Here is a 25,022-nt window from a genome sequence, read left to right as displayed (position 1 = left end):
CACAGTTCATCGCAGGTTTGTATCGGGTTTGTGTTCGACAACGCCTGACTGTTGGGAAAACTGTATCCGCAGGGGGGTTGGATACAGTGCGATACACAGCACAAATCCCCTGTGGGAGCGGGCTTGCTCGCGAAAGCGGTGGGTCAGTCAACATCTGCTATGTATGTGCCGGCCTCTTCGCGAGCAAGCCCGCTCCCACAGGGTCTGGTGTCTACCGAAAAGTCGTCGCTTTCGTCGCGCCAGACCGCGCAGTACAAGGCCCGAACTAAACTCAATGCACACAGGACCCGCTCGGTGCCCTGCACATTCCCACGACCACCGCCCAGCGGCGAAAGCCCCACCAGACAATGCCCCTGGACCGTGATCCTGCTGAAGGAGCACACATGATGGACGAGGCCAGACTCAACGATTTCATGGGCAAACTGGTGAACGACATGGGCGGCGCGGCGATGCTCGCCAACGTCATCCTCGGCGAAGAACTCGGCCTGTACCGGGCGATGGCCGACAGCCAGCCCATCACCCCCGAAACCCTGGCCGGGAAAACCGGCTGCAACACCCGCCTGCTGCGCGAATGGCTCAGCGCCCACGCCGCCTCCGGCTACATGGAACACCACGACGGCCAGTTCCGCCTGCCCGAAGAGCAAGCCCTGGCCTTGGCCATCGAAGACTCACCGGTCTATATCGCCGGGGGCATCGGTGTCGTCGCGTCGTTTTTCCACGACAAGGACAAGCTGGTCAACGCCATGCGCGGCAACGGCGCCCTGCCGTGGGGAGAACACCATCCGTGCATGTTCAGCGGCACCGAACGCTTCTTCCGCCCCGGCTACAAAGCCCATTTGGTCGCCGAATGGTTGCCGGCCCTCGACGGCGTGGTGGCCAAACTGGAAGCCGGGGCCAAAGTGGCGGACATCGGCTGCGGCCATGGCGCCTCGACGGTGATCATGGCCCAGGCGTTTCCGGATTCGCGCTTCGTCGGTTTCGACTACCACGCGCCGTCCGTTACCGTTGCCACCCAACGGGCCGAAGAAGGCGGTGTGTCCGGTAGGGCCCGGTTCTTCCAGGGCACGGCCAAAAGCTACCCCGGCAGCGACTACGACCTGATCTGCTACTTCGACTGTCTGCACGACATGGGCGACCCGGTGGGCGCGGCCAGACATGCCTATGAGTCGCTGAAAGACGACGGTACGGTGCTGCTGGTCGAGCCCTACGCCAACGACTTGCTCGACGACAACGTCAACCCGGTCGGACGCCTGTTCTACGCCGCCTCGACGTTTATTTGCACGCCGAACTCGCTGTCCCAGGAAGTCGGCCTCGGCCTCGGCGCCCAGGCCGGCGAAGCGCGGTTGCGCAAGGTGTTTACAGAGGCTGGATTCACGCGCTTTCGCCGGGCCACCGAAACGCCGTTCAACCTGATTCTGGAGGCACGCAAATAAACACCGCCGCCAGCTCTGTGGGTGTAGGAGCGAGCCTGCTCGCGATAAACGCGATCACGCCGCGGGGTGTCAGGCTTACAGTGTTATCGTTGACGACCATCGCGAGCATGCTCGCTCCTACAGGTTTCCCAGCATGTTCGACAACCTGATCCACGAACAGCTCGATCGCCTCCATCAACTCATGGCCGACGCGCCGTTCGCGGTCCTGACCGGGGCTGGCATCAGCACGCCCTCGTGCATTCCGGATTATCGCGACAACCAGGGCGTGCGCCGTGGCCGGCAGCCGATGATGTACCAGGAGTTTCTCTCTGCCCCGCAATCCCGGCGACGCTATTGGGCACGGGCGATGCTCGGCTGGCCACGGGTGCGTCAGGCGCAGCCGAACGTGGCCCACGACACCCTGGCCAGTCTGCAGGGCACGCGACAGATCAGCGGGTTGATCACCCAGAACGTCGACACCCTGCACGACCAGGCCGGCAGTCATGACGTGATCGAACTCCACGGCAGTTTGCACCGGGTGTTGTGCCTGGATTGCGGCCGGCGCAGCGAGCGCGATTCGATCCAGCAATTGATGGAAGCGCAAAACCCGTATCTGGCAGGCGTCGACGCCGTGCAGGCGCCGGACGGCGACACCTTGCTCGACCCGGCCTTCGAGGCACGCTTCCAGGTCCCGCACTGCCCGCATTGCGCCGGGGAACGGATGAAGCCGGATGTGGTGTTTTTTGGCGAAAACGTCGCGCAGGCCACGGCGGCCAGGGCGATGGCCGCCGTCGAGCAGGCTAACGGGCTGTTGGTGATCGGCTCGTCGTTGATGGCCTATTCGGCGTTTCGCCTGTGCCGGGCGGTGGTGGATCAGGGCAAGCCGTTGATTGCGATCAACTTGGGAAAGACCCGAGCGGACGAGATTCTGGATATGAAGATCGAGGGGTCTTGTGAGCGGCTGTTGCCGTTGTTGGCGCAGCGCTTGTCACTCTGATCAAACCGGCCCCTTGTAGGAGCGAGCTTGCTCGCGAAGGTCGTGAACGATAATGCGTAAAACCAGATGCCAACGGTGGCCTTGGCTTTTTCGCGAGCAGGCTCGCTCCTACAGGAGTTTTGATCTGTTCATGAAAGTTGGTGACTAAAATCTTCCGATTTCAGCACATCAAACATCGCCTGCGCCGCCGCCGACAGCTCTCCCCCCGGTAACGTCAGCACCCCGAGTGCCCGCTCCACTACCGGGTCGCGCAACGTGATGCAACGCGCGCCCAGCTCACGCATCTGCCCGGCACACAAGGCCGGCACCGCGCTCACGCCCAGACCGCTGGCGACCATGCGCCCGACCGTCGCCAGTTGATGGCTTTCAAACTCCACCGGCAGCTTCATGCCGCGGGCCTGCAGGTGCTCTTCCAGCATTACCCGCACGGTGGAAGGTCGCTGCAAGGTGATGAACGGCTCCTTGAGCAGGGTCTGCCAATCGATGTCATCCAGCCCGGCCAGCGCCGAATCCAGGGGCACCACCGCGACGAAACGGTCGATGTACAAGGGCGTGAATTGCAGCGACGAACTCTGGGTCGGCTCGAAGGCCACCCCCAATTCAACCTGGCGGTCACGGACCATTTCCAGCACCTGCTCGTTGATCACATCGTTGACCGTCACGTTGACGTTCGGATAGCGGGCGCGGAAGGTCTTGAGGATCGGCGGCAGCAGGTTGCCGGCGAACGATGGCATGGCCGCCAGGGTCACGCGGCCGCGTTGCAGGGTGAAACGCTGGCGCATCTCGTCCTCGGCATTGTCCCAGTCGGCGATCAGGCGGCGTGCCAATGGCACCAGGGATTCGCCCTCGGCGGTCATCGCGACGTTACGTGTATTGCGGGTGAACAGGCGCCCGCCCAGGCCCTCCTCCAGCGCCTTGATGGTCAGGCTCAGGGCCGACTGCGACAGGTGCAGGCGCTCGCAGGCCACGGCGAAACTCAGGCTCTGGGCCACGGCCAGGAAGGCGCGGATCTGCTTGATGGTCATCTCGCTACGCTCAAGTTGTAAGCTGCTGGCTTCAAGCTGCAAGTTTAGAGCAGCGGTTTATTGAGTTTTATCTATCAATCAACCTTAAAAATCAACTTAACAAATGAATTAACCAGCGCGACACTCAACTCCATTCGGCTAGCCAGCCGCCCACAAAGAATAAAAGAGGTGCATATGGCAGGTTTCGACAAGCGCGTGAGTTCCTATGAGGAAGCTCTGGCAGGTCTTGAAGACGGCATGACCGTGATCGCTGGCGGCTTCGGCCTGTGCGGCATCCCGGAAAACCTCATCGCCGAGATCAAGCGCAAGGGCACCCGTGACCTCACCGTGGTTTCCAACAACTGCGGCGTCGACGGTTTCGGTCTCGGCGTACTGCTGGTAGACCGGCAGATCAGCAAGGTGGTGGCCTCCTACGTTGGTGAAAACAAGCTGTTCGAAGAGCAACTGCTCAAGGGCGAAATCGAAGTCACCCTGACCCCCCAAGGCACCCTCGCGGAAAAAATGCGTGCTGGCGGCGCCGGCATCCCGGCCTTCTTCACCGCCACCGGCGTCGGCACTCCGGTCGCCGAAGGCAAGGAAGTGCGCGAATTCCATGGCCGCAAGTACCTGATGGAAGAGTCCATCACCGGCGACTTCGCCATCGTCAAAGGCTGGAAAGCCGACCATTTCGGTAACGTGATCTATCGCCACACCGCACAGAACTTCAACCCGCTGGCGGCTACCGCCGGCAAGATCACCGTGGTCGAAGTCGAAGAAATCGTCGAACCCGGCGAGCTGGACCCGGCGCAGATCCACACCCCTGGCATCTACGTCGACCGGATCATCTGCGGCACGTTCGAGAAGCGCATCGAACAGCGCACCGTGCGTAAGTGATCCCCTGCCCCCGGACCGAATGAAGGAATAACGACAATGGCACTTTCCCGCGAACAAATGGCTCAACGCGTCGCCCGCGAAATGCAGGACGGCTTCTATGTGAACCTGGGTATCGGCATTCCGACCCTGGTCGCCAACTACATTCCCGAAGGCATGGAGGTCATGCTGCAGTCGGAAAACGGCCTGCTGGGCATGGGTCCCTTTCCTACTGAAGAAACCATCGATGCCGACATGATCAACGCCGGCAAGCAAACCGTGACCGCACGCATCGGTGCTTCGATTTTTTCCTCGGCCGAGTCCTTCGCGATGATCCGCGGTGGTCATGTCGACCTGACCGTACTGGGCGCCTTTGAAGTGGACGTGCAAGGCAACATCGCCTCGTGGATGATCCCCGGCAAACTGGTCAAGGGCATGGGCGGCGCGATGGACCTGGTGGCCGGCGCAGACAACATCATCGTCATCATGACCCACGCGTCCAAGGACGGTGAGTCCAAGCTGCTCTCCCAATGCAGCCTGCCGCTGACCGGCGCCGGATGCATCAAGCGCGTACTGACTGACCTGGCTTACCTGGAAATCGAAAACGGCGCGTTCATCCTGAAAGAACGTGCGCCGGGTGTCAGCGTCGAAGAGATCGTCGCCAAGACTGCCGGTAAACTGATCGTGCCGGACCACGTACCGGAAATGCAGTTCGCTGCCCAGTGAGGAGTCATTCCATGCAAGAAGTCGTCATTGTTGCCGCCACGCGCACCGCGATCGGCAGCTTCCAGGGTTCCCTGGCCAAGGTCTCCGCCGTTGACCTGGGCGCCGCAGTCATCCGCCAACTGCTGGCCCAAACCGGCCTGGACCCGGCGCAAGTCGATGAAGTGATCATGGGCCAGGTGCTGACCGCCGGCGCCGGGCAGAACCCTGCGCGCCAGGCCGCGATCAAGGCCGGCCTGCCGTTCGCCGTACCGGCCATGACCCTGAACAAGGTCTGTGGCTCCGGTCTCAAGGCCCTGCACCTGGGCACCCAAGCGATTCGCTGCGGCGACGCCGAGGTGATCATCGCCGGTGGTCAGGAAAACATGAGCCTGGCCAACTACGTCATGCCAGGTGCCCGCACTGGCCTGCGCATGGGTCACGCGCAAATCGTCGACACCATGATCAGCGATGGCCTGTGGGATGCGTTCAACGATTACCACATGGGCATCACCGCCGAGAACCTGGCCGAAAAATACAGCCTGAGCCGCGAGCAGCAGGACGCGTTCGCCGCCGCCTCGCAGCAGAAAGCCGTGGCCGCCATCGAAGCCGGGCGCTTCGTTGACGAAATCACACCGATCCTGATCCCGCAGCGCAAGGGCGATCCACTGTCCTTCGCCACCGACGAGCAGCCACGGGCCGGCACTACCGCCGATTCTCTGGGCAAGCTCAAGCCGGCTTTCAAGAAAGATGGTTCGGTGACCGCCGGCAACGCTTCGTCGCTGAACGACGGTGCCGCCGCCGTGATCCTGATGAGCGCCGACAAAGCCAAGGCCCTTGGCCTGCCGGTACTGGCGAAAATCGCTGCCTACGCCAACGCGGGCGTCGATCCGGCGATCATGGGCATCGGCCCGGTGTCGGCCACTCGCCGCTGCCTGGACAAGGCCGGCTGGAACATCGACCAGCTGGACCTGATCGAAGCCAACGAAGCCTTCGCCGCACAATCCCTGGCCGTGGCCAAGGACCTGGAGTGGGACTTGAACAAGGTCAACGTCAACGGCGGCGCCATCGCCCTGGGTCACCCGATCGGTGCCTCGGGTTGCCGCGTGCTGGTGACGCTGCTGCATGAAATGCTCAAGCGTGACGCCAAGAAAGGCCTCGCCACCCTGTGCATCGGTGGTGGTCAGGGCGTGGCACTGGCGCTCGAACGGGCTTAAAGCGTTCAACAGACGGCACGGGGACCCACGAAGAACCGTTGTCGCCTGGAAAAACACCCGGTGTGATGCAAGTCGCACCGGGTTCTTTTTTTTCAGGTAGGCCGGGTTATCGTTCTTCGCGAGCAAGCCCGCTCCCACAGGGGAATGTGCTCAACTGTGGGAGCGGGCTTGCTCGCGAAGGGGCCAGACCTGTCACCCCAGAAACTGCAGGATCAACCAGCTGTTCGCCCCACTGATCACCCCAAACAACCCCCACGCCAATACCCGCGTCGGCAGCCGGTTCACCAGCGGCCCCATGAGTGCGTGATCGTTGGTCATGCGGATCAACGGGTACAACGCGAACGGCAATTGCAGGCTCAGCACCACCTGACTCAACACCAGCAACTTGCCGATGGCATCATCGCCCATCAGCCACACGCCAATGAACGCCGGGATAAGCGCCAGCCCACGGGTGATCAGGCGTCGTTGCCAGCAGGGAATCCTCAGGTTCAGGAACCCTTCCATGATCACCTGGCCGGCGATGGTGCCGGTGAACGTCGAACTCTGCCCCGAGGCCAGCAACGCCACGCCAAACAGCACGCTGGCCAACGCCCCGCCCACCAGAGGGTCGAGCAAGTGGTAGGCATCCTGAATGTCCACGACATCGGTATGCCCGGTCCCGTGGAATGCTGCCGCCGCCAGAATCAGAATCGCCGCGTTGACCAGCAGCGCCAGCGCCAGGGAGCCAATGGTGTCGATGCGCGCCAGCTTGACCGCGTCCTGCTTGCTGGCCAGGTCCTTGCCGATCGCCCGGGTTTGCACGATGGACGTGTGCAGATACAGGTTATGCGGCATGACGGTGGCCCCGAGGATGCCGATGACCAGGTACAGCGGCGCAGCATCGGCAATGGCCGACAGCGACGGCGTGAAGCCGCGGGCGACTTCGGGCCAGTAGGGTTTGATCAGCAGCAACTCGATAAAGAAGCACACGCCAATGGTCCCGACCAGCACCAGCATGATTGCTTCGAGCCGGCGGAATCCACGGTTCTGCAAAGCCAGCACCAGCAAGGTATCGAACGCCGTCAGGGCGATGCCCAGGCTCAGCGAGCAACCGAGCAACAAATGGAACGCCAGCGCGCAGCCGAGCACCTCGGCCAGATCGGTGGCGATGATGGAAATCTCCGCCAGAAACCATTGGGTGCGAGCGGTGCGCGTGCTGTAGCGTTCCCGGGACAACTGCGCCAGGTCCCGCCCAGTGGCAATGCCCAGGCGCGAACACAGGCATTGCACCACCATCCCCGCCAGACTCGCCAGCAACACCACGAACAACAGGCTGTAGCCAAACCGCGAGCCGGCCTCGATGGCGGTGGCCCAGTTGCCCGGGTCCATGTAACCGATGGACACCAACAACCCCGGCCCGGCAAAACGCAGGGCTCGCTGCAAGAACGACGCGCGAGGGTCGACGGCAACGCTGCCGGCCACTTCCGGCGGGCAAAACGGCGCAGTCGCGGTCTTGGGCAAGAAACTGAAGTTCACACGATGATCCATCAACAGGTGGGAAGGCTCACAAACAGATTGCGATCATCGCAAAGTTCAGGGGGCCGCGCCCAGCAACTGTTGGCGTAACTCGGGGTTGCTGGTACGCGGATCGAGCCAGATGGCAAAAAATGCCTGGGCAAATTGCAGGTCCTTCACTTCACGCAACAAATGCTGGCCGAGGAAAAACCGCGCGCCCTGCCCTGGCAGATAGACGCCGGTCAGCCGGGTGCCGGCCTGCACATCGACGAACGACTGCTGCATCTGCGCCTGCCAGGACGCCAGTTGCTCGTCACTGATCGCGGTACCGGAGAGCCGCTTGATCTCCCTGACACTGGCATTCACCAGGTCGTCCCGGGAAATGCTGCGCTGGTAGATCAGCTCGAGGGCGAACGGCTGATCGTTCGCCAAGGGCCGCGACGTACTCCAGAGCCGTGCGCTGTAGACATCGAAGCCGTACTTGCGAAACTCGCCAGTGCCGAGGATTTGCGCACCGGGCAGCGAATCCTGCCAATTGGCCAGGGCCTGGCAGCTCAGCAATACAAGCAGCCACAGACCATGGCGCAGCAGCGATCGTTGACGGTTCATGACGGGGTGGCCTCATGTGGAATGCCCGGACAAAACGTATGCGCAAAAGACCCTTCGTACAACTTTCAAGGGGCCTGTTTTTTGTATACAAAAATCGCACACAGATACAGCAATCTATCCGACGCAATGTTACCGTTGCCACCTCACACAGGTCGGAGACGTGCGCGTGTTGATCCTCAAACTACTGGTGATTCCAGGCTTCCTGCTGCTGATTTCCCTGGCTGGCAAACGCTGGGGGCCGAGCGTGGCCGGATGGTTATCGGGATTACCGGTGGTGGTCGGGCCGATTCTGTTGTTCCTCGCCCTTGAACAAGGCCAGGCGTTCGCTGCGCAATCGGCCACCGCCGCGCTGTCGGCCATGTTCGCGATGATCGCGTTTTGCGTGACCTACGCTCAGGTCGCACAACGGGCCGGATGGCCGCTGGCGTTGCTGGTCTCGCTGTCGGTCTGGGGGGTGGTGGCAATTGTGCTGTCGCTGATCCCGGCATCCCTGGTGTTTTCGGTGTGCGCCGCCGCCACCGCGCTGCTCGCCGCACCGTACTTGTTCCCCACCGTGCAACCGGTGCTCAGTGGCCCGGCGCCGAAATCCGACAAGCTCCTGCTGCGCATGGTCGCCGGTGCATTGCTCACGCTGCTCGTGACGCTGCTGGCCAGCACCGTCGGCGACCGCTGGAGCGGCCTGCTGGCAGTGTTCCCGGTATTGGGCAGCGTGATGGCGGTGTTCTCCCAGCAAACCCGTGGCCCGGCCTTTACCGCCGCATTGCTGCGCGCCACCGCCACCGGCATGTACTCGTTCGCCGCCTTCTGCCTGGTGTTGGCGCTGGCGTTGCCGACGATGGGAATGAACGCTTTTGTCCTGGGCATCGCCGTGTCGGTGGCCATGCTGGGCGTGACCAAACGCTTGTTGGCGCGGCCGGTTGACCCGACGACGGACGCTGAAGCAACCGTCAGAGCACCGAAACACGTTCGATAGTTTCGCACGACTAGATCAACAACCTTGCACGTCAATCGAACGTGCTTGCTTCAACATCAGCCTCAGTTCCACCCCTACCCGACTGAGGCCTACACCATGAAATTCTTTTTCCACCCTTCGCCGAACCCGATGAAAGTTGCCCTGCTGCTCGAGGAGTTGCAAACACCTTACGAATTGATCGGCGTCGATACCTTCAAGGGCGAGCAACACCAGCCAGCCTTTCTGGCGATCAACCCGAATGCCAAGGTACCCGCGCTGGTTGATGGCGATGCCAGCGTGTTCGACTCCCAGGCGATCCTGCTGCATCTGGCGCAGAAACATCAGCGCTACCTGCCAGCATCCGCTGCCGGCCAGGCCGAAATGCTCTCGTGGCTGATGTTCATCGGCACCGGCCTGTCGCCATTCTCCGGCCAGGCGGTGCACTTCCTGCACCATGCACCGGAAGATCTGCCTTACGCGAAAAACCGCTATTTCAAGGAAGTCGAACGCCACTATCGCATCCTCGACGAGCGCCTGGCCAAGCATCAGTACCTGGCTGGCGACACCTACAGCATCGCCGACATGGCCCTGTGGGGCTGGGCCAACTACGCGCCCTACATCCTCGGCGAGAGCGGTCTGGCGGCGTACCCGAACGTCAAGCGCCTGTACGATGAAATCAGCGCCCGCCCGGCCGCCCAACGCGCCCACGGCCTGAAAGAGAAACTGGTGCTCAAGGCCGAATTCGACGAAGAAACCCGTCGCAACCTGTTCCCGCAAAACCAGGCGTAATCCGCCGGTTCCAGCCTTCGAGGGTGATGAAATGAGTGATCAAGTCGCGTTTATCGTTTACCTGCCGGCCAAACCGGAACGTTTTGCCGAAACCAGAGAGCGCCTGTTGGAGGTGGTGCATCAGATGTCGGCTGAGCCGGACTTCGTCAACACCTGGGTGCACCAGTTGCAGGACGAGCCCAATACCCTGGTGCTGTATGAAACCTGGAACTGCAGCAAGCAAGACTTCATCACCCGTCACCTGAGCAAGACGTACCGCCAGGACTACGAGCAGTTGCTGCCGGAACTGTTGGCCAGCGAGCGGCGAATCGAGTTTCTCGACGTGATCCAGAGCTATCCGGCACTACGCGAGGCCTGATCTGGGCACATCTCTGTGGCGAGGGAGCTTGCTCCCGCTGGGTCGCGAAGCGGCCCCCTGCATTCTTTCAGGAGTACCGCATAGAAAGGACGAGCGACTGCTTCGCAGTCGAGCGGGACGGTGCGGCGATCCGACAAGCTCCCTCGCCACAGGTGATTAGTCGAAAAGAGAGTGACCGCTCGGTAGTGCACACTGGAATGCAGCACAACCTCCGTGGGATGATCGCGCCCCACCGCGCGCCCATCCCTGGAGATTCCGATGTCATTGTTGAGTAAAAAAGCCCTCGTCCTGCTGCTGGCAGCTGCTACCGGCCTGGGGGCTTTGAATGCGCAGGCGGCCAAGGCCACTTCCAGCGACAACGCGCCGGCCCAACAAGTCTCGATGCTCGGCGGCAAGTTCACGTTCAACCTGCCCAAGGGTTTCACCGCCAACCCGCTGCCCGCCAGCCCGGACGGTGCGACGGGCACCCTGTACAGCAACGCGGCGACCAAGACCGTGGTCATCGCTGCGGAAAACACCCTGCCCAAAGGTATCAGCGTCAAGGACAACGACGGCCAGTTCCTCGACAGTACCGTGGCCGACTTCGATTCGGCGCAACGCACATCCCTGCCCGACTACAACAAGCTGAGCGAAAAATCCCTGACCCGGAAAACCGGATTGGGCCTGCGCCAGGTCGACGGCACCGCCACACAGGGCGGCGGCATGACCTCACCACCACGCTGATGGCGGCATCCGGCACCCGCATGACGGTGATCCAGGTGATCTCCCGTCCCGGCGACATGGCGGCCCACGAAACCCTGATCAAACAGATCGTCAGTGGAAAATAAGGCTCAGGGGTTCAGGCGCTGCAACCAGGCGCTCAAATCCTTTATCTCGTCGGCGCTGATGTTATGGCCGACACCGGGGTAGCCGTGAAACTCGGGTTCGAGTGACACGCTCTGCAACAGGCTGTTGGCTTCAGTGCCGTCACTGTAGGGAAGGCGTTTGTCCTGCTCGCCATGACCGATGAAAATCGCCAGCGACTGGCGTTTTCATCCGGCATGAGCTCGGCCTTGAGCACCGGCAGAACCCGCCCGCTCAATGCAGCGATCCCGCCAAGCGCCTCGGGATGCCGCAGGCCCACTTCGTAGGACATGATCGCGCCCTGGCTGAAGCCGACCAGGAATACCTTCTCAGGTTCGGTGTGATACTTCTTCGTGGCCTGGGCGACGAAATCCAGCAGCACCTGGCCACTGGACTTCAGATCATCGGTCTCACCGTTGTAAGCCCCTTCGCCCTTCTTGCGGAACCACTGATAGCTGCCCGCCTCCATCACCAAAGGTGCCCGCACCGACAGGTAGGTATAAGACGCGGGCAAGTCATCCTTGATGCCGAACAGGTCCTGCTCGTTACTGCCGTAACCGTGGAGGAAAATCACCAGGGGCTGATGGGTCGAATCGGCGCTGGCCTGCTCCAGGTACTTGAGCGGCAAGTCGGTTTGCAGCGGGGTTTGGGCGTGGACGGCAGTGGATGCCAACAGCGTGAGCAGCGCGAGAATCTTCAACATGGGTCTTCCTTCACGGAATGCAGGATTCGGGACAGATCCTAGCACCGAGAGGCATGGTGGGGATTTTTGCTGTTCTTGATAATGCCTTCGCGAGCAGGCTCGCTCCCACAGAGGACTGAGTACACCCGCGCCATTCAGGTCGACTGTCAGGCCGCCATCGCTGGCAAGCCAGCTCCCACATCTATGGATCCCCATTTCTGCAATACTGTTTTTGATGCGTGTTTGGCTTGCTTTCATCTATCCGGCGTCTGGGTGGCGACCCTGCGCCTCGATGAGAATCGCGCCTGACGGCCCTTCATAGAAAGAAGGCTTTTTCAGCCTTGTGGGAACCCAGGGTAGTCGTCAGGCCGGTTGGCCGTTCACGTCATCTGTTATCCAGCATCGCAAAACCAGGTGGGTGGTGCTCGGTGGCAGCGAGGTCAAGCGTTCATCGCGCTTGACCCCGCCTTGAATTCATCGTGGTGAGCGGCGATCGACCAGGCGATTCTTGCCAGTTTGTTGGCCAAGGCGCAGACCACACGGTTGGAATGATGGCGAGCCAGCAGTTGGCGGACCCAATCGGCCAGCGCTCCTGTCTGTCGTTCCAGCCCCATCAGATACACACGGGCGCACTGGATAAGCAGCCGTCTCTGATTCCGGTCACCGCGTTTGCTGATCCCCAAAAGTACCGTCTTGTCGCCGGTGGATGTTGCTTGGGCACCAACCCAATCGAGGCTGAATAGTCTCGACCGCACTTGAACTGCTGACCGTTGCCCAACTCCGCAGCCAGGACGCTGGAGGTGATCGGACCGACGCAAGGAATTGTCATCAGGCGAGAAGCCAGATCATCTTCAGCGGCCTGGCGTTCAACCTGCTTGTCCAGTGCCTTGACCTGCCCGTCCAGATAATTGAAGTGCTCACGCAGCCCCAGCAGGATTTGTTTGATCTGCGCAGAAAATGAACACGCCTCCAGCAGCGCTGGCAGTTCCTTGATGGCGTGAAAGCCTGGGGACAGGCTGATACCGACCTCTAACAGGCCGGCGTGAATCCGATTGACGCTGGCCGTACGCTCCTTGATGTAGGCGTCGCGTTGCGAATTGAGCATGGCCAGCGCGTGTTGCGCTTCGGTTTTAGGGGCACAAAACGCATGGTCGGGCGGCTCGCCGCCTCGCAAATCGCCATGGCATCGGCGAAGTCGTTCTTGTTGCTTTTCACGTAGGGACGCACGAGGTGGGGGCAATGAGTTTGGGCACATGGCCCCATTTTGCCGCTTCCGCGCCGTGTAGTGGGCGCCACCACAGGCCTCCATCGCCACCGTGCACGGTTCAAGGTTGGCCAGGTGCCTGGCCAGACCTGCGCGATTGAATTTCTTGTGGTAGAGCTCATGACCGCGATCATCTTGCGCGTGCAGATGGAAGGTATGTTTCCCTAGATCGATAGCGACAATGGCAACGTTGTTCATGGCAATAGCCTCCGTAAGACACCCTGTGAAAGCTTAGAGAGCGATCACAGGGTGTGGGGGGGAGCCATTTCATTAGAAGAGCAGAGCGGATCGGCGTATACAGACACTCTTCACCACTCTACAGGCCGAGCGTTAGCTCGCCTGCCGCTCTTGATCTTGATCCACCCGCCCCCTCGGAAGGCTGAGTGGAGGTGTTCATCCGGGGATGGGCGCGCAGCGCCGTTCGACGCAGTCGAACACATTGCATGTAGGTGCAGCGAAGCAAACCGGAGGGCAATGCCCCCGGATGAATGCCGGAGCGAAGGAACCCCGAGCCTTGGCGAGGGGCCGTACGTTCGGGGCGAGACCTTTTGGTTCCTTTTGGGGCGTTTGCCAAAAGGGACTCGCCGTAAGGGCGAAACCCTAAGTGGCCGTTACCGCAGCAACGGATATGTACACAGTCAGCAGCCACTACTCAGCTCTTCACCACCACCCACGTAAAACACAACGGCAACTGCGCGACCTGCTGCTGATAACGGTCATAGAGTTCTTCGCGGTTGGAGTGCGGGTATTCCTTGAAGTGACGAATCTGCAGCCCTGCCGCAATGGCAGCGCTGAAGAGGTCGCTCAAGGTGTGGACGAACCAGTAGGACGCCGCCGATGGCTGTTCGATCCTGCCTTCGTAGACGATCGGTTCATGCTGCACGAACGGTTCGCGACGGAAGTATGAACTGTCCGGGCGAAAAGGATCGGCTGCCTCGGGGTCGAACATTTCCAGGAACGGGTGGGTTTCGTATACCACCAGCGCCCCACCCGGCTTCAGCGTGCTCGCCACATGGCGGAAGAATTCACCGATGTCCGGCATCCAGTTCAAGACCCCGATGGTGATCAGTGCCAGGTCAAAGCGCTCCTGCAGTTGCGCAGGCAAGTGGTGAATGTCCGCTTCGATGAATTGCGGCGCATGGGGCGAGCGGGACGCCAGTTCCCGTGCCTGCTCGAGAAATGCGTCGGACTGGTCGACACCCACCACGCTGCGCGCGCCCAGGGCGAACAGTGACAGGCTTTCGCGGCCGTTGTTGCAGCCCAGCTGCACCACCGCCTTGCCATGGACGCCGGTCTGGGTCAGCAAAGCGGTCAGGGTCTCGTCCAGGCAGGAAAAATCCGCGTGCGCCACATCCTTCAACAAGGCTTGCCATTCGCTGGAATCCTTGTGATGACGGGCGGAGTCATTCCAGGCCTCGCGGTTACTGGCGATGGCTTGTTCTTTTGTCGGCAGTTCCATTGCACGCTCCAGGGTTCGGGTCGTCGAATTGACCGGCCGAAGTCTAGATCAACCCCATCCTGACAGATGTTGCAAACTTGTAATCCGCGCAGCGCCGACGGCCGTCCACGGCGACAGCTATAGTTAATGACCTTGGGGACATGTGGTTAAACCGATTTCACAGGTGTTGCCATGAAAAAATCCGACCTGACACTTTTGCTCGCCCTCTGCCTGAGCGCGACCGCTGTCGCCCACGCCGACGACTTGCCTGCCACCACTGACTACAGCAGTGAATTCAACTATTACGGCGCCGACCAACCCTTCGCACACCCCGTACCACCGTCCATGAGCACCGTGCCGCCGGGCACGTACATCCCGACCGCACCCGGGGATTTCATCCCGGTTTCAAGCGATCACGTGTTCTACGATTCGCGCCTGCCGACCGTGGCCGACGCCACGGTCAGGGTATTTGTCCGCTCCTACGATCCGGAGCGTGGCGTCTACGTGAACCAGGAAGTCGAGAATCCCGGTTGCATGCTGTCCTGCCTGAGGCAGGGCCCGGTGTTGCAGTGAGCACCAGGGGGCGCTCTCAATCAGTTTCCCTACCACTGGCGTTTGTCCGGGCGGGCGAGGCCGAGTTTTTCGATCCGGTAGCGCAACATGTCGCGACTCAGACCCAGCAAGCGAGCCGATTTGGTGACGTTCCAGTCGGTCTTGTCGAGCATCTTGCGCACCATGTCGCGTTCCACTTCCGGCAGGTTCATGGATTCGCTGCCGTTATAGGACGCACGCTGTTCGCTAAACTGTTGCGGCTCGTGATGAAACATCGGTGGCTCATCCACCAGGCTCAAGCAAACGTTCAACTGATGGGCGGCAATGGTGTCGCTTTGCGCCAGCAACACGGTTTGCTCCAGCATGTTGCGCAATTCGCGCACGTTGCCCGGCCAGCTGTAGCTGAGCAGCAACTCTTCGGCCTGGTCGCTGAAATGCAGGTTCGGCTTGCCGTAGCGTTTGCCATGCAGTGCCAGGAAGTGCCGGGCCAGCAGCAGGATATCGGCGCCACGGGCATACAGGCGCGGCACCTTGATCGAAATGATGCGCAGGCGGAAAAACAGGTCGCGGCGGAATTTGCCTTGCTGGACCATTTGTTCGAGATTGCAGTTGGTGGCGCTGATCACCCGCAGATCGACCTTGCGCTCCTTCACCGAACCGACCCGGCGAATGGTCCGGTCTTCCAGCAGTTTCAGCAGCTTGGCTTGCAACAGCAGGTCCATTTCACCGATTTCATCGAGGAACAGCGTGCCGCCATCGGCCGCTTCCACCAGACCCATGCGACGATCCTTGGCGTCGGTGAAGGCGCCCTTCTCGTGGCCGAACAGCTCCGACTCCACCAGATTGGACGGGATCGAAGCACAGTTGAATTCAATGAACGGGCCTTTGCTGCGCGGGCCGTCGAAGTGCAAGGCCCGGGCCACCAGTTCCTTGCCGGTGCCGGTCTCGCCTTCCACCAGCACCGGAGGCAGATCGCTGTTGGCCATCCGCCGCTCGGCGTCGAGCAACTGGCTGATAGTGCCCTTGAGGTACGCCATCGGTGCCGACTCGCCAATCAGTGCCTGCACCCCCGATTTCTGGGCCTCGCGCTCCTGGTAAAACGACAGCGTGCGCTCCATGCGGTCGGTGGCCAGGGCCTTGTCCAGCAGCAGCTTGAGCTCCGGCAGGGCCACCGGCTTGGTGACGTAATGAAAGGCGCCCTCTTTCATCGCCACCACGGCGTCTTCGACGTTGCCGTAGCCGGTCATCATGATCACTTTCAGATCCGGCGCGCTGATGCGCAGCTTCTGGATCAGTTCGTGACCACTCATGCCCGGCAACGAGTTGTCGGTCAGGACCACGTCAGGAGCGAAAGAACCCAATTGCTCCAGTGCATCTTCAGCCGAGTGGCAGACGGTCACCTCGAAGTCCTTGCGCTCCAGGTAAGTCTGAATATTCTCGGCGAGGATTTCGTCATCCTCGACCAGCAGAATGCTGTGCTCCATATTCCCCTCCCGTTGCCACTTTGAAATTGAGACAAACGCGGGTTCCTTCCTGCTCTCGACTGGTCAGTTCGACTGAGCCGTCAAACCGCTCCATTATTCTTTTGACAAGAGCCAGGCCAACGCCCAATCCGCCTTGTTTGGTGGTGAAAAACGGCTTGAAGACCATTTGTTGTTGTTGTTTGGACATCCCCTTGCCGGTGTCGGTCAGGATCATGCTCACGTCGCCAGGTACCGAGGAATCGACCTCGATCGTCAGCACGCCCCCTTTGGGCATGGCTTCCAGAGCATTGGCAAACAGGCTATTGAGTATTTGCGTGAGCAGCACCTGTTGGCTGACGACTGGTGGCACGCTGGCAGGAGTAAAATGCACTTCGACGTTCGAGCGTTTGATCAAGGACTCAAAGGCACTCAAGGTGTCGTCGAGGGCCAGTATGAGGTCGACCGTTTCAAAGTCGTCATTCATCGGCCGCAACGACACCAGCAATTCACGGACCCAGCGTGACATGCGGTCGACCTGACTGATGATGTCGCCAATGTTTTTCTGTGCGGTCTGGCTGGCGATGTCCTGGGCCAGTTCGGCGCTGGAACGGATGTTCGCCAGCGGATTGCGCAGGCTGTGGGCCACCGCCGAGGACATTTCCCCCAGGGCGACAAAGGTTTCATTGGCGATCAGTTGTTTTTGCTGGCTCTGCAGCAGTATCGCCGCGCGCCGGACGATCCAGAACAGCCCCAGGTAAATGGCCGCCCCGCCGATCAGGGTGGCCAGCCAGATCGCCTTGAAGCCACGCTGGATGCGTTCCACCAGGTCCACCGGTTCCTTGTAGATCTCCACCATGGCAATCACTTTGCTTCTGTCGGCGTTGAACATCGGAATGTAGTTCTCGACGAACAGGTATTCCGGTTCGCGCAGCAGACGCTGTTCGGGACGCTCCTCATCGATCTGGTGGTAGCGGGTGGACACCGGCGATTTCATTTCGAAGGATTCGTCCAGTTCGTTGTCGTCTTCGATGCGCACGCCGATCAACTCGGAGTTGGTCGACCAGACCACCGTGCGGTCCAGGGCATACACCGTCGCCAGCAGGATGTCCGGCAGATGCTCCACATGGTCGAGAAACTCGACGCGCGCGGCGGCCCGGGCTTCGGGGTTGACGTCGGAATCGGCATGGTCAGGCGCGGATCGAGCATTTCGCCCATGGTTCTGCCCGGTGAAATCCCGGCATGACGGACTTCGGCCTCGCCAATGGCTTGAATGAACTGCGCGGTCAGCATTGAATCGCGCTCGATGCTTTCATCGACTACGAAGCGCGTGGAGATGTAACCCAGCCCCAACGCCACCGCGGCAATGATGAGAAAGCTTGCCAGGGAGAACCAGCGCAGCAGGTTGAACTGCGGCCGCCACCCCCTGCGCGGTACTGCCGGAGCCTGCGGCGCAGCTACTTTTTGTTGTTCCAGTATCTGCATGGCGGTGTCCTGGATGCTTGAAATCGAACCTGTTCAGCCACTATCTGGATCAGTGTAGGTGGCATTGATAGCAACTGACCGGCCAACGTAATTTTTTTGACACTATTGCGCCTGGGTCATCTCGGGTTGCGCGACCGAATGATGATGCTCAGGCTCCCCGTTACCACTGGCCGCCGGCGGATGCTGACGGTCAGTCTCTTCATGCAGGAAATCGATGATGGACTGGGCTGAATGCTCATCCAGCCGCAGATTGGGCATCGGGATCCTGTTGTAGCGATCGAACAGTTCCATCGCAATCGGATCCTTTTCCACGAGCATGCGATCCGGTTCGCGGATCCAGCGTATGAGCCAGGCCGGATCACGCTTGTGGGTCACGCCGATCAGGTCCGGGCCGATGCTGCGCAAGCCGATGCCCTGCCCGTCCGACGGACCGAGACTGTGACAGGATGCGCAGCGGGTGCGGAACAGCTCTTCGCCATTGCTCGGCGGGCGGATTTGCGGAGCATCGGCGTAGCTTTCTTCGACGCTGGGCTGCTTCCAGTTTTGCAAGGTATTGGCCAGTTGGTCGGCCAGGATCCACGGGTTTTCGAACGGCGAGGCTTTCATCCAGCGGCCCGTTTCCTGGTTGCCGACGATCAGGCTCAGGTTGTGGTCCTTGTTGCGCCCGTTATCGATGCCTTCGATGAACAACCCCAGTTTCTTGCGCAACTCGGTGACGTCGGCGAATTCCCCGGTGAGGAATTTCCAGCCCGGCCCGACCTGGAAGCGTTGCGCATAAGCCTTGAGCACTTCGGGGGTATCACTCAGGGGGTCGATGCTGATGGAGTAGAAGAAAATGTCCTTGCCGACCCGATCCCCCAGCAGTTTCTGCACCTGGCGCAGGCGCGCGGTTTCCAGGGGGCAGGAGTCGCTGCACGAGGTGAAGATGAAGTTGATCACCACCACCTTGCCTTTGATCATGTCATCGAAAAAACGCAGCTGCTGGCCGTCCTGGTCGGTCAGCAGGGTGTTGGGGAAATAGTTGCCACCCCACGGGGTGTCGGCTTCAACGACAGCCGGTACGGGAGTGGATGCCGGAGCAGGTTCGGGCGTCGATAATGGCTGGCTGGCAACCAGTAGCTGGCTGGCCAGCAAACCGGTCACCAGCATCAACACCAGGTGCATGCCCAAGGCCCGTGAGCGTGGTGAATGCAGCTTCAAAGGCGTAAACGCGCCTGAACGCTTGAAGTCGTAGCGCGCTTTTTTTGCCATCACCAGCCGCCTCGTAATCGTGAAGGTGGTAATAGTGACGATGCAAGGACCTCGCCAACTTTGTGTCTGCTTGATATAAAAGCATTAACACTCGATAAAACAATGGCTTATCAACATCAACCTGCCATTGACCATGGAAATGACCGGGGACTGACACCCACTAACGGGGGATGTTCATGGGGCCAACTTAAACGACAGACGAACAGTGGTGCCCTCGCCTTCGCGACTGTCGAGGGTCACTACACCGCCAAAACGCTCCATGATCCGCTTGACCAGCACCAGCCCGACGCCCAGCCCGCCTTGCTTGGTGGTGAAGAACGGCCGGAAGGCCATGGTGCGCTGTTCTTCGTTCATGCCTTTGCCGGTATCGCTCACCCTCACGCTGACGCGCTGGACATCGCGCGGCTCGATCTGGATGGTCAGCGTACCGCCGTTGTCCATGGCCTCCACCGCGTTGGACAGCAGGCTGTTGAGGATCTGGGTCAGTTGCACCTGCTGGCTCAGGACCATGGGCGTCTGGTCCGGCTCGAACACTACGTTGACCCTGGCCTTGCTGATCTGTTGCTCGTAAGCCATCAGGCTGTCATGCAGTGCCGCCACCAGGTTCACTGGCTCAGCCTCGTCATTGAGCGGTCGCAAGGACTGGAGCAAATCCCGTACCCATGTCGACATGCGATCGACCTGAGAAATGATGTCGTTGATGTTCCCGTGTGCCGGCCCGCTGTCGAACTCTATCGCCAGCTCGGCGCTTGAACGGATGGTCGCCAACGGATTGCGCAGGCTGTGGGCGACCGCCGAGGACATCTCCCCCAGGGCCACGTAGGTTTCGTTGGTGATCAATTGCTTCTGCTGTGTCGCCAGCAGGATCGCCGCCCGCCTCACGATCCCGTACAGGCCCAGGTAAATCAGACCGCCGCCCAGGGCAGTCGCCAGCCAGATCAGCACCAGACCGCGCTCCATGCGGTTGATCAGGTCCTGCGGTTCCTTGTAAATCTCGACCATCGCCGTGACGGTGCGACCATCGGCATCGAACAGGGGAATGTAGTTTTCGATGAAGAGGTATTTGGGTGGCACCACGAACTTCTGCTCCATGCGGGATTTGTCCACATCGTGGTAGCTGGTCGACACAGACAGCTTCGAGTTGAACGCCCGGTCGAGGTCTTCATCGCCATGGATCGTGGTGCCCATCAAGGCCGGGTTGGTCGACCAGATCACCATGCGGTCGGGGGCATAGATGTTGATCAGGATCACGTCCGGCAAATTTTCGATATGGTCGAGGAAATCGTCACGGGCACTGGCGCGGGCCAGCGGGTCGACGTCTGGAAAGTCCTTGTCTTTTCGTGGGTCGAGCAACTCGCCCATGGTCCGGACGTTGGGTATCGATAGATGGCGCACCTCGGCCAAGGCAATCGCCTGAATGAATTGCGAGGTCAATAGCGCATCGCGCTGCACGCTTTCGGTAATCACGAACCGCGTGGATACCGCCCCCAGCGCCACCGCCACCGTCCCGATCACCGCCATGCTGACCAGCGAAAACCAGCGCAGCAGATCGAACGGCTGCTTGCGCGTGTTCAAGCGGACTTCGCTTTCGGTCGCAAGCACTTTGGCGATAGTGGTCATGGACACGATTCCCGGTTTACCCCCCCTATAGGTTTATAGCCCACCCACGGCGGTTTGCCCGAACCTGGGTACTGCGATTCCCCACCTGCCCCACCGCCCGACCCACCCCCAAAGTTGGGGGCAACCGCCCGATCTCCAACTTGCCGGCCTGTCACCGGCGGCTGCATCTACACCCGTAGTTCGGGCCTCTCACGGACGTTTTCGCTGATTGGTACGGAAGTTGCCAAACTCCCAGCCAACTGACCCATCCCCAAAGGGCAGGTACTTCGATAGAGGGAATACTCATGCACCCTTTACTGTGCAAAGCCACGACCGCCCTGGTCGTGACCGCTCTAGCCCAAGGCATCGCCCAGGCAGCGCTGTTTGCCGTAGACCCCGGACCCTACCTGCCAGCCAATGGCAATTTCGCCGCCTGGTATCAGGATAGCCACGGCCGAACCCTTGACCTGTGCTTATCAAAGGCTGTCAGTTCCAGGGTTGCCAGCGCGCCGGGCGCCCCGACTTACATGTGCTCGTTGATCCCTAATCCCGGCATTTTCGATGACACCCAACCGTTGGTCTTCCCGACCAATTTCCCCGACGAAGCGTTCTGGGCCACAGGCGAAACGACCATCGTCGATGTCGCCCGAGGCATCGACCTGACCTATGTCTCGGCGCTCGAAGCAGCCTTCAGTGGTGGGGATCCACTGGAGGGCGACCAGATCAGCTTCGCCCGTATCCGTATTCGCATCGATGTGCCCACCGCCGGCACTTATGTCATCACCCACCCCTACGGCGTCGAAGTGTTCAACGTCGACACCCCCGGCCGACGGGCAATCAACATGACCCGTGACATCGGCATCGGCGCGCCGAAAACCTACGACGGCGCGCTCAAGGGCGACGTCGGGCCGTTCCTGCGCAGTGTCAATGGCCCCTACACCGAGACCAACCCGACCACGGGCCAGGCCGAACAATTCGTCGGCGATCCGAACCTCAACGAAGCCGTCACCGGCAGCCCGTTCAACACCAACTACGTGCGCATCGAAGGCCCCAATGGCCTGGACTTGCGCACCAACCTCTTTGCTGTTTCCGGCAAATTGTCGTCGGTGGTCCGGCCGACTCCGGTGATCGCCGAGCGCAGCACCTACTCGCGGCATGCCGGCACCAGCGCACCCGTGGCCCAGCAGGACGTGTTCGTGTTGGCCCCGCCACCACCGGCCACTGTGACCCTGGCCAGCAACAACCCGGTCCTGAGCTTCACCGAAGCGAACACCACCGGCCACTGGTATGCGCAGTCGCCGAACAATCCGACGCTGCCGAGCACCTTGCAAGTGACCGCCGACAACCACCTGGCCATCGCCAGCAGCACGCCAACCACCTTGCCCATGCCGCTGACCGACCTGGTGACGATCTCACGTGCCGAATACAGCCTGAGCACCGGGCAAATCACCATCACGGCCTCGACCAGCGATGAAACGTCGCCACCGGTGCTCACAGCTACCACGGGCACCGGTCTGGCCATCGGTGCCCTGAGTGGCGACGGCGCAGTGAAAAGCCTGGCCACCGGCATCACACCGATTCCGCCAGCCCAGGTTCGTGTGACGTCATCCAATGGCGGCAGCGATACCGAAGAAGTGGTCATCGTGCAATGAACGCTCACATGCCCGGATCCTCATCAGGAGGCATCATGAACAAATGGCCACGCCTGGCGCTCAACACCCTGGGACTGACTCTATCGCTGTCCGGCAGTGCGTTCGCGCAACTCGCCGCCGTCGATCCCGGTCCTTACACCTTTGCCACCGGGAAATTCCCGATCTGGTATCAGGACAAGAATCTACTGTCGATGGAGCTGTGCCAGTCCCGCGCCGCCAGCTCGCGGGTGCCAGCCAGTGTGCCACCGGCCTACATGTGCACCCTGCTGCCGACACCGGGCGTTTTCGACGACACCCTGCCGATGGTGTTCCCGGATAACTGGCCGGACGAAGCCTTCTGGTTCCTCGCCGAGACCAGCATCCCCAACAACGCCGCCGGCTATGGCATGGACGCTTATGTCGCCGGGATAGAAGCTGCGTTTGCCGGCGGTAATCCGGTCGACGGCGACCAGATCAGCTTCGCGCGGATTCGTATGCGGGTGAACATTCCCACTGCCGGGACCTACACCATCACCCACCCCTATGGTGTGGAAACGGTTAACGTCACCACCCCCGGCCGTCGTGCGATCAACATTACCAGGGACATCGGCATCGGTGCACCGGGGGTTTTCAGCGGTGCAGTCAACGGCGCGATCGGGCCGTTCCTGCGCAGCGTCAACGGCCCCTACACCGAGGTGAACCCGGACACCGGCGCCATCGAAACCTTCGTCGGCGACCCGAACCTCACCGAGGCCGTGACCGGCAGCCCCAACAACACCAACTTCGTGCGCATCCAGGGTCCGGCCGGGACCCTCCAGACCAACCTTTTCACCCTGTCCGGCAAGGTCCTCGACAGCCGCGCGCAAACCGCGGTGGACATGACCCGAGCCACCTACCGCCGCACAGCCGGCACGGGCGGCGACAACACCCGGGTCGAAGTGTTTGCCAAAGCCGCCACCGGTTCGACCCTGTGTTTCCGTGAAAGCATCGCGCTGGTTCCCGGCCCGCCTGTGTCGCCTTGCCAGACCAACATGCTGAGCGATAACAACGGCGTATTCTTCGCCCAGCATCTGCTGACCAACGCAACCGTGCCTCCAGTCGTGGTGGTCACTGCCACCAACCCGGCAGGGACCACCCGCCCGACCTCGGTGTCGAGCAAGCTCTCGGACGTGGTGAAAATCCAGACCGCTCTTTACAACTGGAGCAACCACAGCCTGCTGATCGAGGCCACCTCCACAGACGAAGTGGTGGTACCGGACATGGTCGCCCAGGGCTACGGAAGGCTATCGAAAACCGGCACCCTGCAACGCCTGACGGTGGCGGACCTGAGCCAACCCCCTGCAACCGTTACGGTGAAATCCGCCGCCGGCGGCAGCGACACAGAGCCAGTGGTCGTCGTCGGTACGGCGCCGGACTCCGGCGCGAACCAGGCACCGATCTCCGTCGCCGATACCGGCAGCACCAGCTTCGGCGTGCCGATCACCCTCAACCTGCTGGCCAACGACAGGGACCCGGACGGCAATACGCCGCTGAGCATTACCGCGCTGACCCAGCCGGCCGCCGGCCAGGGCACCGTGGCATTGAGCGGCACTACGGCGGTGGTCTACACCCCTCCCGCTGTGGTCAATGCGCCGCTGACCACGACCTTCACCTACAAGGCCCAGGACATCAAAGGCCTGGCCTCGACGACAGCGGCAACCGTGACCATCACCGTGGCGCCTAACCGGCCTCCGGTGGCAGTCGCCGATGCCGTCACGACACTGGGTGTGGCAATTCCAATCAACGTGCTGGCCAACGACACCGATCCGGAAGGCAACCTGCCACTGGCGGTCGCCAGCTTCACTCAACCACCGACAGGTCGCGGCATCGTCAGCAGTAACGGCACGGTGCTCACCTACACCCCACCGGCCACCTTCACCACGGCCTTCACCACGACCTTCACCTACATCGCCCGGGACAGCTTCGGCGCCCGGTCGACGTCGCCGGCCACGGTCACGGTGCAGGTCTCGCCACGGCCTGTTGCGGAAACCTTCGCAGTGACCACCGCAACGGTGAGCGCCCGCTCCAATAACCGCTTCACCTGGAGCTTTGCCGGTACCTCATCGGTGACCACCGGCAACACCATCACCATCAAGGTAACCACTCCGACCGGACTGGTCACCCTGGGCACCACCGCCGTACCGGCGAACGGTCGCTGGAAGTTGACGGTGAACAACACCACCACGGTGGTTCCGTCGGCGAACCCGACCGCCACGATCACCTCGTCCCAAGGCTCCGTGCGCACGGTGCCGGTGATCGCCAACTGAGCCTGCGCCCCATCAGCCATGTTGGTTGATGGGGTTGGCTGCACCCCAAGGACAAGACCATGACTACAACATCGCCAGCGCCGACCAGAGTGGCATGACCTCGAGGG

18 protein-coding genes and 4 pseudogenes are annotated in these 25,022 nt (G+C 61.2%); 12 read left to right on the top strand and 10 right to left on the bottom strand.

The annotated features are described in order from the left end of the window. Positions 1-386 precede the first annotated feature (386 nt). Both RS887_RS29630 and RS887_RS29625 read left to right on the top strand, forming a co-directional pair. A complete protein-coding gene (locus tag RS887_RS29630) occupies positions 387-1,433 on the top strand; it encodes a class I SAM-dependent methyltransferase (protein ID WP_322618260.1) in 1,047 nt (348 codons plus the stop codon). A 133-nt stretch (positions 1,434-1,566) separates the two neighbouring features. After that, on the top strand, positions 1,567-2,409 hold the full coding sequence (locus tag RS887_RS29625; RefSeq protein WP_322618186.1) for an NAD-dependent protein deacetylase: 843 nt from the start codon (positions 1,567-1,569) through the stop codon (positions 2,407-2,409). 128 nt (positions 2,410-2,537) lie between these two features. On the opposite strand, the gene RS887_RS29620 is transcribed toward RS887_RS29625, so the two are convergent. Continuing rightward, positions 2,538-3,434, bottom strand: a complete 897-nt coding sequence (locus tag RS887_RS29620) for a LysR family transcriptional regulator (protein ID WP_322618185.1) — start codon at positions 3,432-3,434, stop codon at positions 2,538-2,540. A 174-nt stretch (positions 3,435-3,608) separates the two neighbouring features. On the opposite strand from RS887_RS29620, the gene RS887_RS29615 reads away from it, so the two are divergent. Genes RS887_RS29615 through RS887_RS29605 form a run of 3 tightly spaced genes read left to right on the top strand, consistent with a single transcriptional unit; the run spans position 3,609 to position 6,202 of the window. Beyond that, on the top strand, positions 3,609-4,307 hold the full coding sequence (locus RS887_RS29615; protein WP_085714793.1) for a CoA transferase subunit A: 699 nt from the start codon (positions 3,609-3,611) through the stop codon (positions 4,305-4,307). A gap of 36 nt (positions 4,308-4,343) precedes the next feature. Beyond that, entirely contained in the window at positions 4,344-5,009 is a 666-nt protein-coding gene (locus RS887_RS29610; RefSeq protein WP_057399619.1) for a CoA transferase subunit B, read from the top strand. Between the two features lie 11 nt (positions 5,010-5,020). Then, positions 5,021-6,202 carry an acetyl-CoA C-acetyltransferase gene (locus tag RS887_RS29605; protein WP_322618184.1) on the top strand — a complete coding sequence of 394 codons (1,182 nt, stop codon included), beginning with the start codon at positions 5,021-5,023 and terminating at the stop codon, positions 6,200-6,202. A 192-nt stretch (positions 6,203-6,394) separates the two neighbouring features. Here RS887_RS29605 and RS887_RS29600 read toward each other — a convergent pair whose 3' ends face one another. Both RS887_RS29600 and RS887_RS29595 read right to left on the bottom strand, forming a co-directional pair. After that, on the bottom strand, positions 6,395-7,717 hold the full coding sequence (locus tag RS887_RS29600) for an Nramp family divalent metal transporter (RefSeq protein WP_322618183.1): 1,323 nt from the start codon (positions 7,715-7,717) through the stop codon (positions 6,395-6,397). A 57-nt stretch (positions 7,718-7,774) separates the two neighbouring features. Beyond that, positions 7,775-8,305 (bottom strand): chalcone isomerase family protein, encoded by a 531-nt coding sequence (locus RS887_RS29595; protein ID WP_322618182.1) that lies wholly within the window; start codon positions 8,303-8,305, stop codon positions 7,775-7,777. Positions 8,306-8,471: 166 nt separating this feature from the next. On the opposite strand from RS887_RS29595, the gene RS887_RS29590 reads away from it, so the two are divergent. The 4 genes and pseudogenes from RS887_RS29590 to RS887_RS29575 all read left to right on the top strand — a co-directional run bounded on the left by RS887_RS29590 (position 8,472) and on the right by RS887_RS29575 (position 11,231). After that, on the top strand, positions 8,472-9,278 hold the full coding sequence (locus RS887_RS29590; protein ID WP_322618259.1) for a hypothetical protein: 807 nt from the start codon (positions 8,472-8,474) through the stop codon (positions 9,276-9,278). Between the two features lie 96 nt (positions 9,279-9,374). Next, positions 9,375-10,046: a glutathione S-transferase family protein gene (locus RS887_RS29585; protein ID WP_322618181.1), complete on the top strand. Its 672-nt coding sequence runs from the start codon at positions 9,375-9,377 to the stop codon at positions 10,044-10,046. A 31-nt stretch (positions 10,047-10,077) separates the two neighbouring features. Continuing rightward, positions 10,078-10,404 carry a putative quinol monooxygenase gene (locus RS887_RS29580; protein WP_322618180.1) on the top strand — a complete coding sequence of 109 codons (327 nt, stop codon included), beginning with the start codon at positions 10,078-10,080 and terminating at the stop codon, positions 10,402-10,404. A 258-nt stretch (positions 10,405-10,662) separates the two neighbouring features. Beyond that, positions 10,663-11,231 (top strand): annotated as a pseudogene (locus RS887_RS29575) (hypothetical protein). A 3-nt stretch (positions 11,232-11,234) separates the two neighbouring features. Here RS887_RS29575 and RS887_RS29570 read toward each other — a convergent pair. The 3 genes and pseudogenes from RS887_RS29570 to RS887_RS29560 all read right to left on the bottom strand — a co-directional run bounded on the left by RS887_RS29570 (position 11,235) and on the right by RS887_RS29560 (position 14,652). Further along, positions 11,235-11,950: pseudogene (locus RS887_RS29570) on the bottom strand (alpha/beta hydrolase). A gap of 419 nt (positions 11,951-12,369) precedes the next feature. Beyond that, positions 12,370-13,391: pseudogene (locus RS887_RS29565) on the bottom strand (IS110 family transposase). A gap of 454 nt (positions 13,392-13,845) precedes the next feature. Then, a complete protein-coding gene (locus RS887_RS29560; protein WP_322618179.1) occupies positions 13,846-14,652 on the bottom strand; it encodes a class I SAM-dependent methyltransferase in 807 nt (268 codons plus the stop codon). Between the two features lie 171 nt (positions 14,653-14,823). Here RS887_RS29560 and RS887_RS29555 point away from each other — a divergent pair, with 171 nt between their 5' ends. Further along, positions 14,824-15,204, top strand: coding sequence for a hypothetical protein (locus tag RS887_RS29555; RefSeq protein WP_322618178.1), 381 nt, complete (start codon positions 14,824-14,826; stop codon positions 15,202-15,204). Positions 15,205-15,233: 29 nt separating this feature from the next. On the opposite strand, the gene RS887_RS29550 is transcribed toward RS887_RS29555, so the two are convergent. The 4 genes and pseudogenes from RS887_RS29550 to RS887_RS29535 form a co-directional block, all read right to left on the bottom strand. Further along, on the bottom strand, positions 15,234-16,667 hold the full coding sequence (locus RS887_RS29550; protein WP_322618177.1) for a sigma-54 dependent transcriptional regulator: 1,434 nt from the start codon (positions 16,665-16,667) through the stop codon (positions 15,234-15,236). Next, positions 16,636-18,128: pseudogene (locus tag RS887_RS29545) on the bottom strand (sensor histidine kinase). The gene RS887_RS29550 and the pseudogene RS887_RS29545 overlap by 32 nt, the downstream one beginning before the upstream one ends. 102 nt (positions 18,129-18,230) lie before the next feature. Then, positions 18,231-19,379 (bottom strand): SCO family protein, encoded by a 1,149-nt coding sequence (locus tag RS887_RS29540; RefSeq protein WP_322618176.1) that lies wholly within the window; start codon positions 19,377-19,379, stop codon positions 18,231-18,233. 174 nt (positions 19,380-19,553) lie between these two features. Then, complete coding sequence (locus RS887_RS29535) at positions 19,554-20,999, bottom strand: HAMP domain-containing sensor histidine kinase (RefSeq protein ID WP_322618175.1); 1,446 nt, start codon at positions 20,997-20,999, stop codon at positions 19,554-19,556. 284 nt (positions 21,000-21,283) lie between these two features. Between RS887_RS29535 and RS887_RS29530 the strand changes: the two genes are divergently transcribed. Next, positions 21,284-22,630: a hypothetical protein gene (locus RS887_RS29530; RefSeq protein WP_322618174.1), complete on the top strand. Its 1,347-nt coding sequence runs from the start codon at positions 21,284-21,286 to the stop codon at positions 22,628-22,630. Positions 22,631-22,665: 35 nt separating this feature from the next. Beyond that, entirely contained in the window at positions 22,666-24,915 is a 2,250-nt protein-coding gene (locus RS887_RS29525; RefSeq protein WP_322618173.1) for an Ig-like domain-containing protein, read from the top strand. The last annotated feature ends 107 nt before the right edge of the window (positions 24,916-25,022 follow it).

The sequence above is a fragment of the Pseudomonas sp. BIC9C genome (genome assembly GCF_034541995.1).
GTDB classification, from domain to species: domain Bacteria; phylum Pseudomonadota; class Gammaproteobacteria; order Pseudomonadales; family Pseudomonadaceae; genus Aquipseudomonas; species Aquipseudomonas fluorescens_CC.
This window is presented reverse-complemented; position numbering and strand designations above follow the sequence as displayed.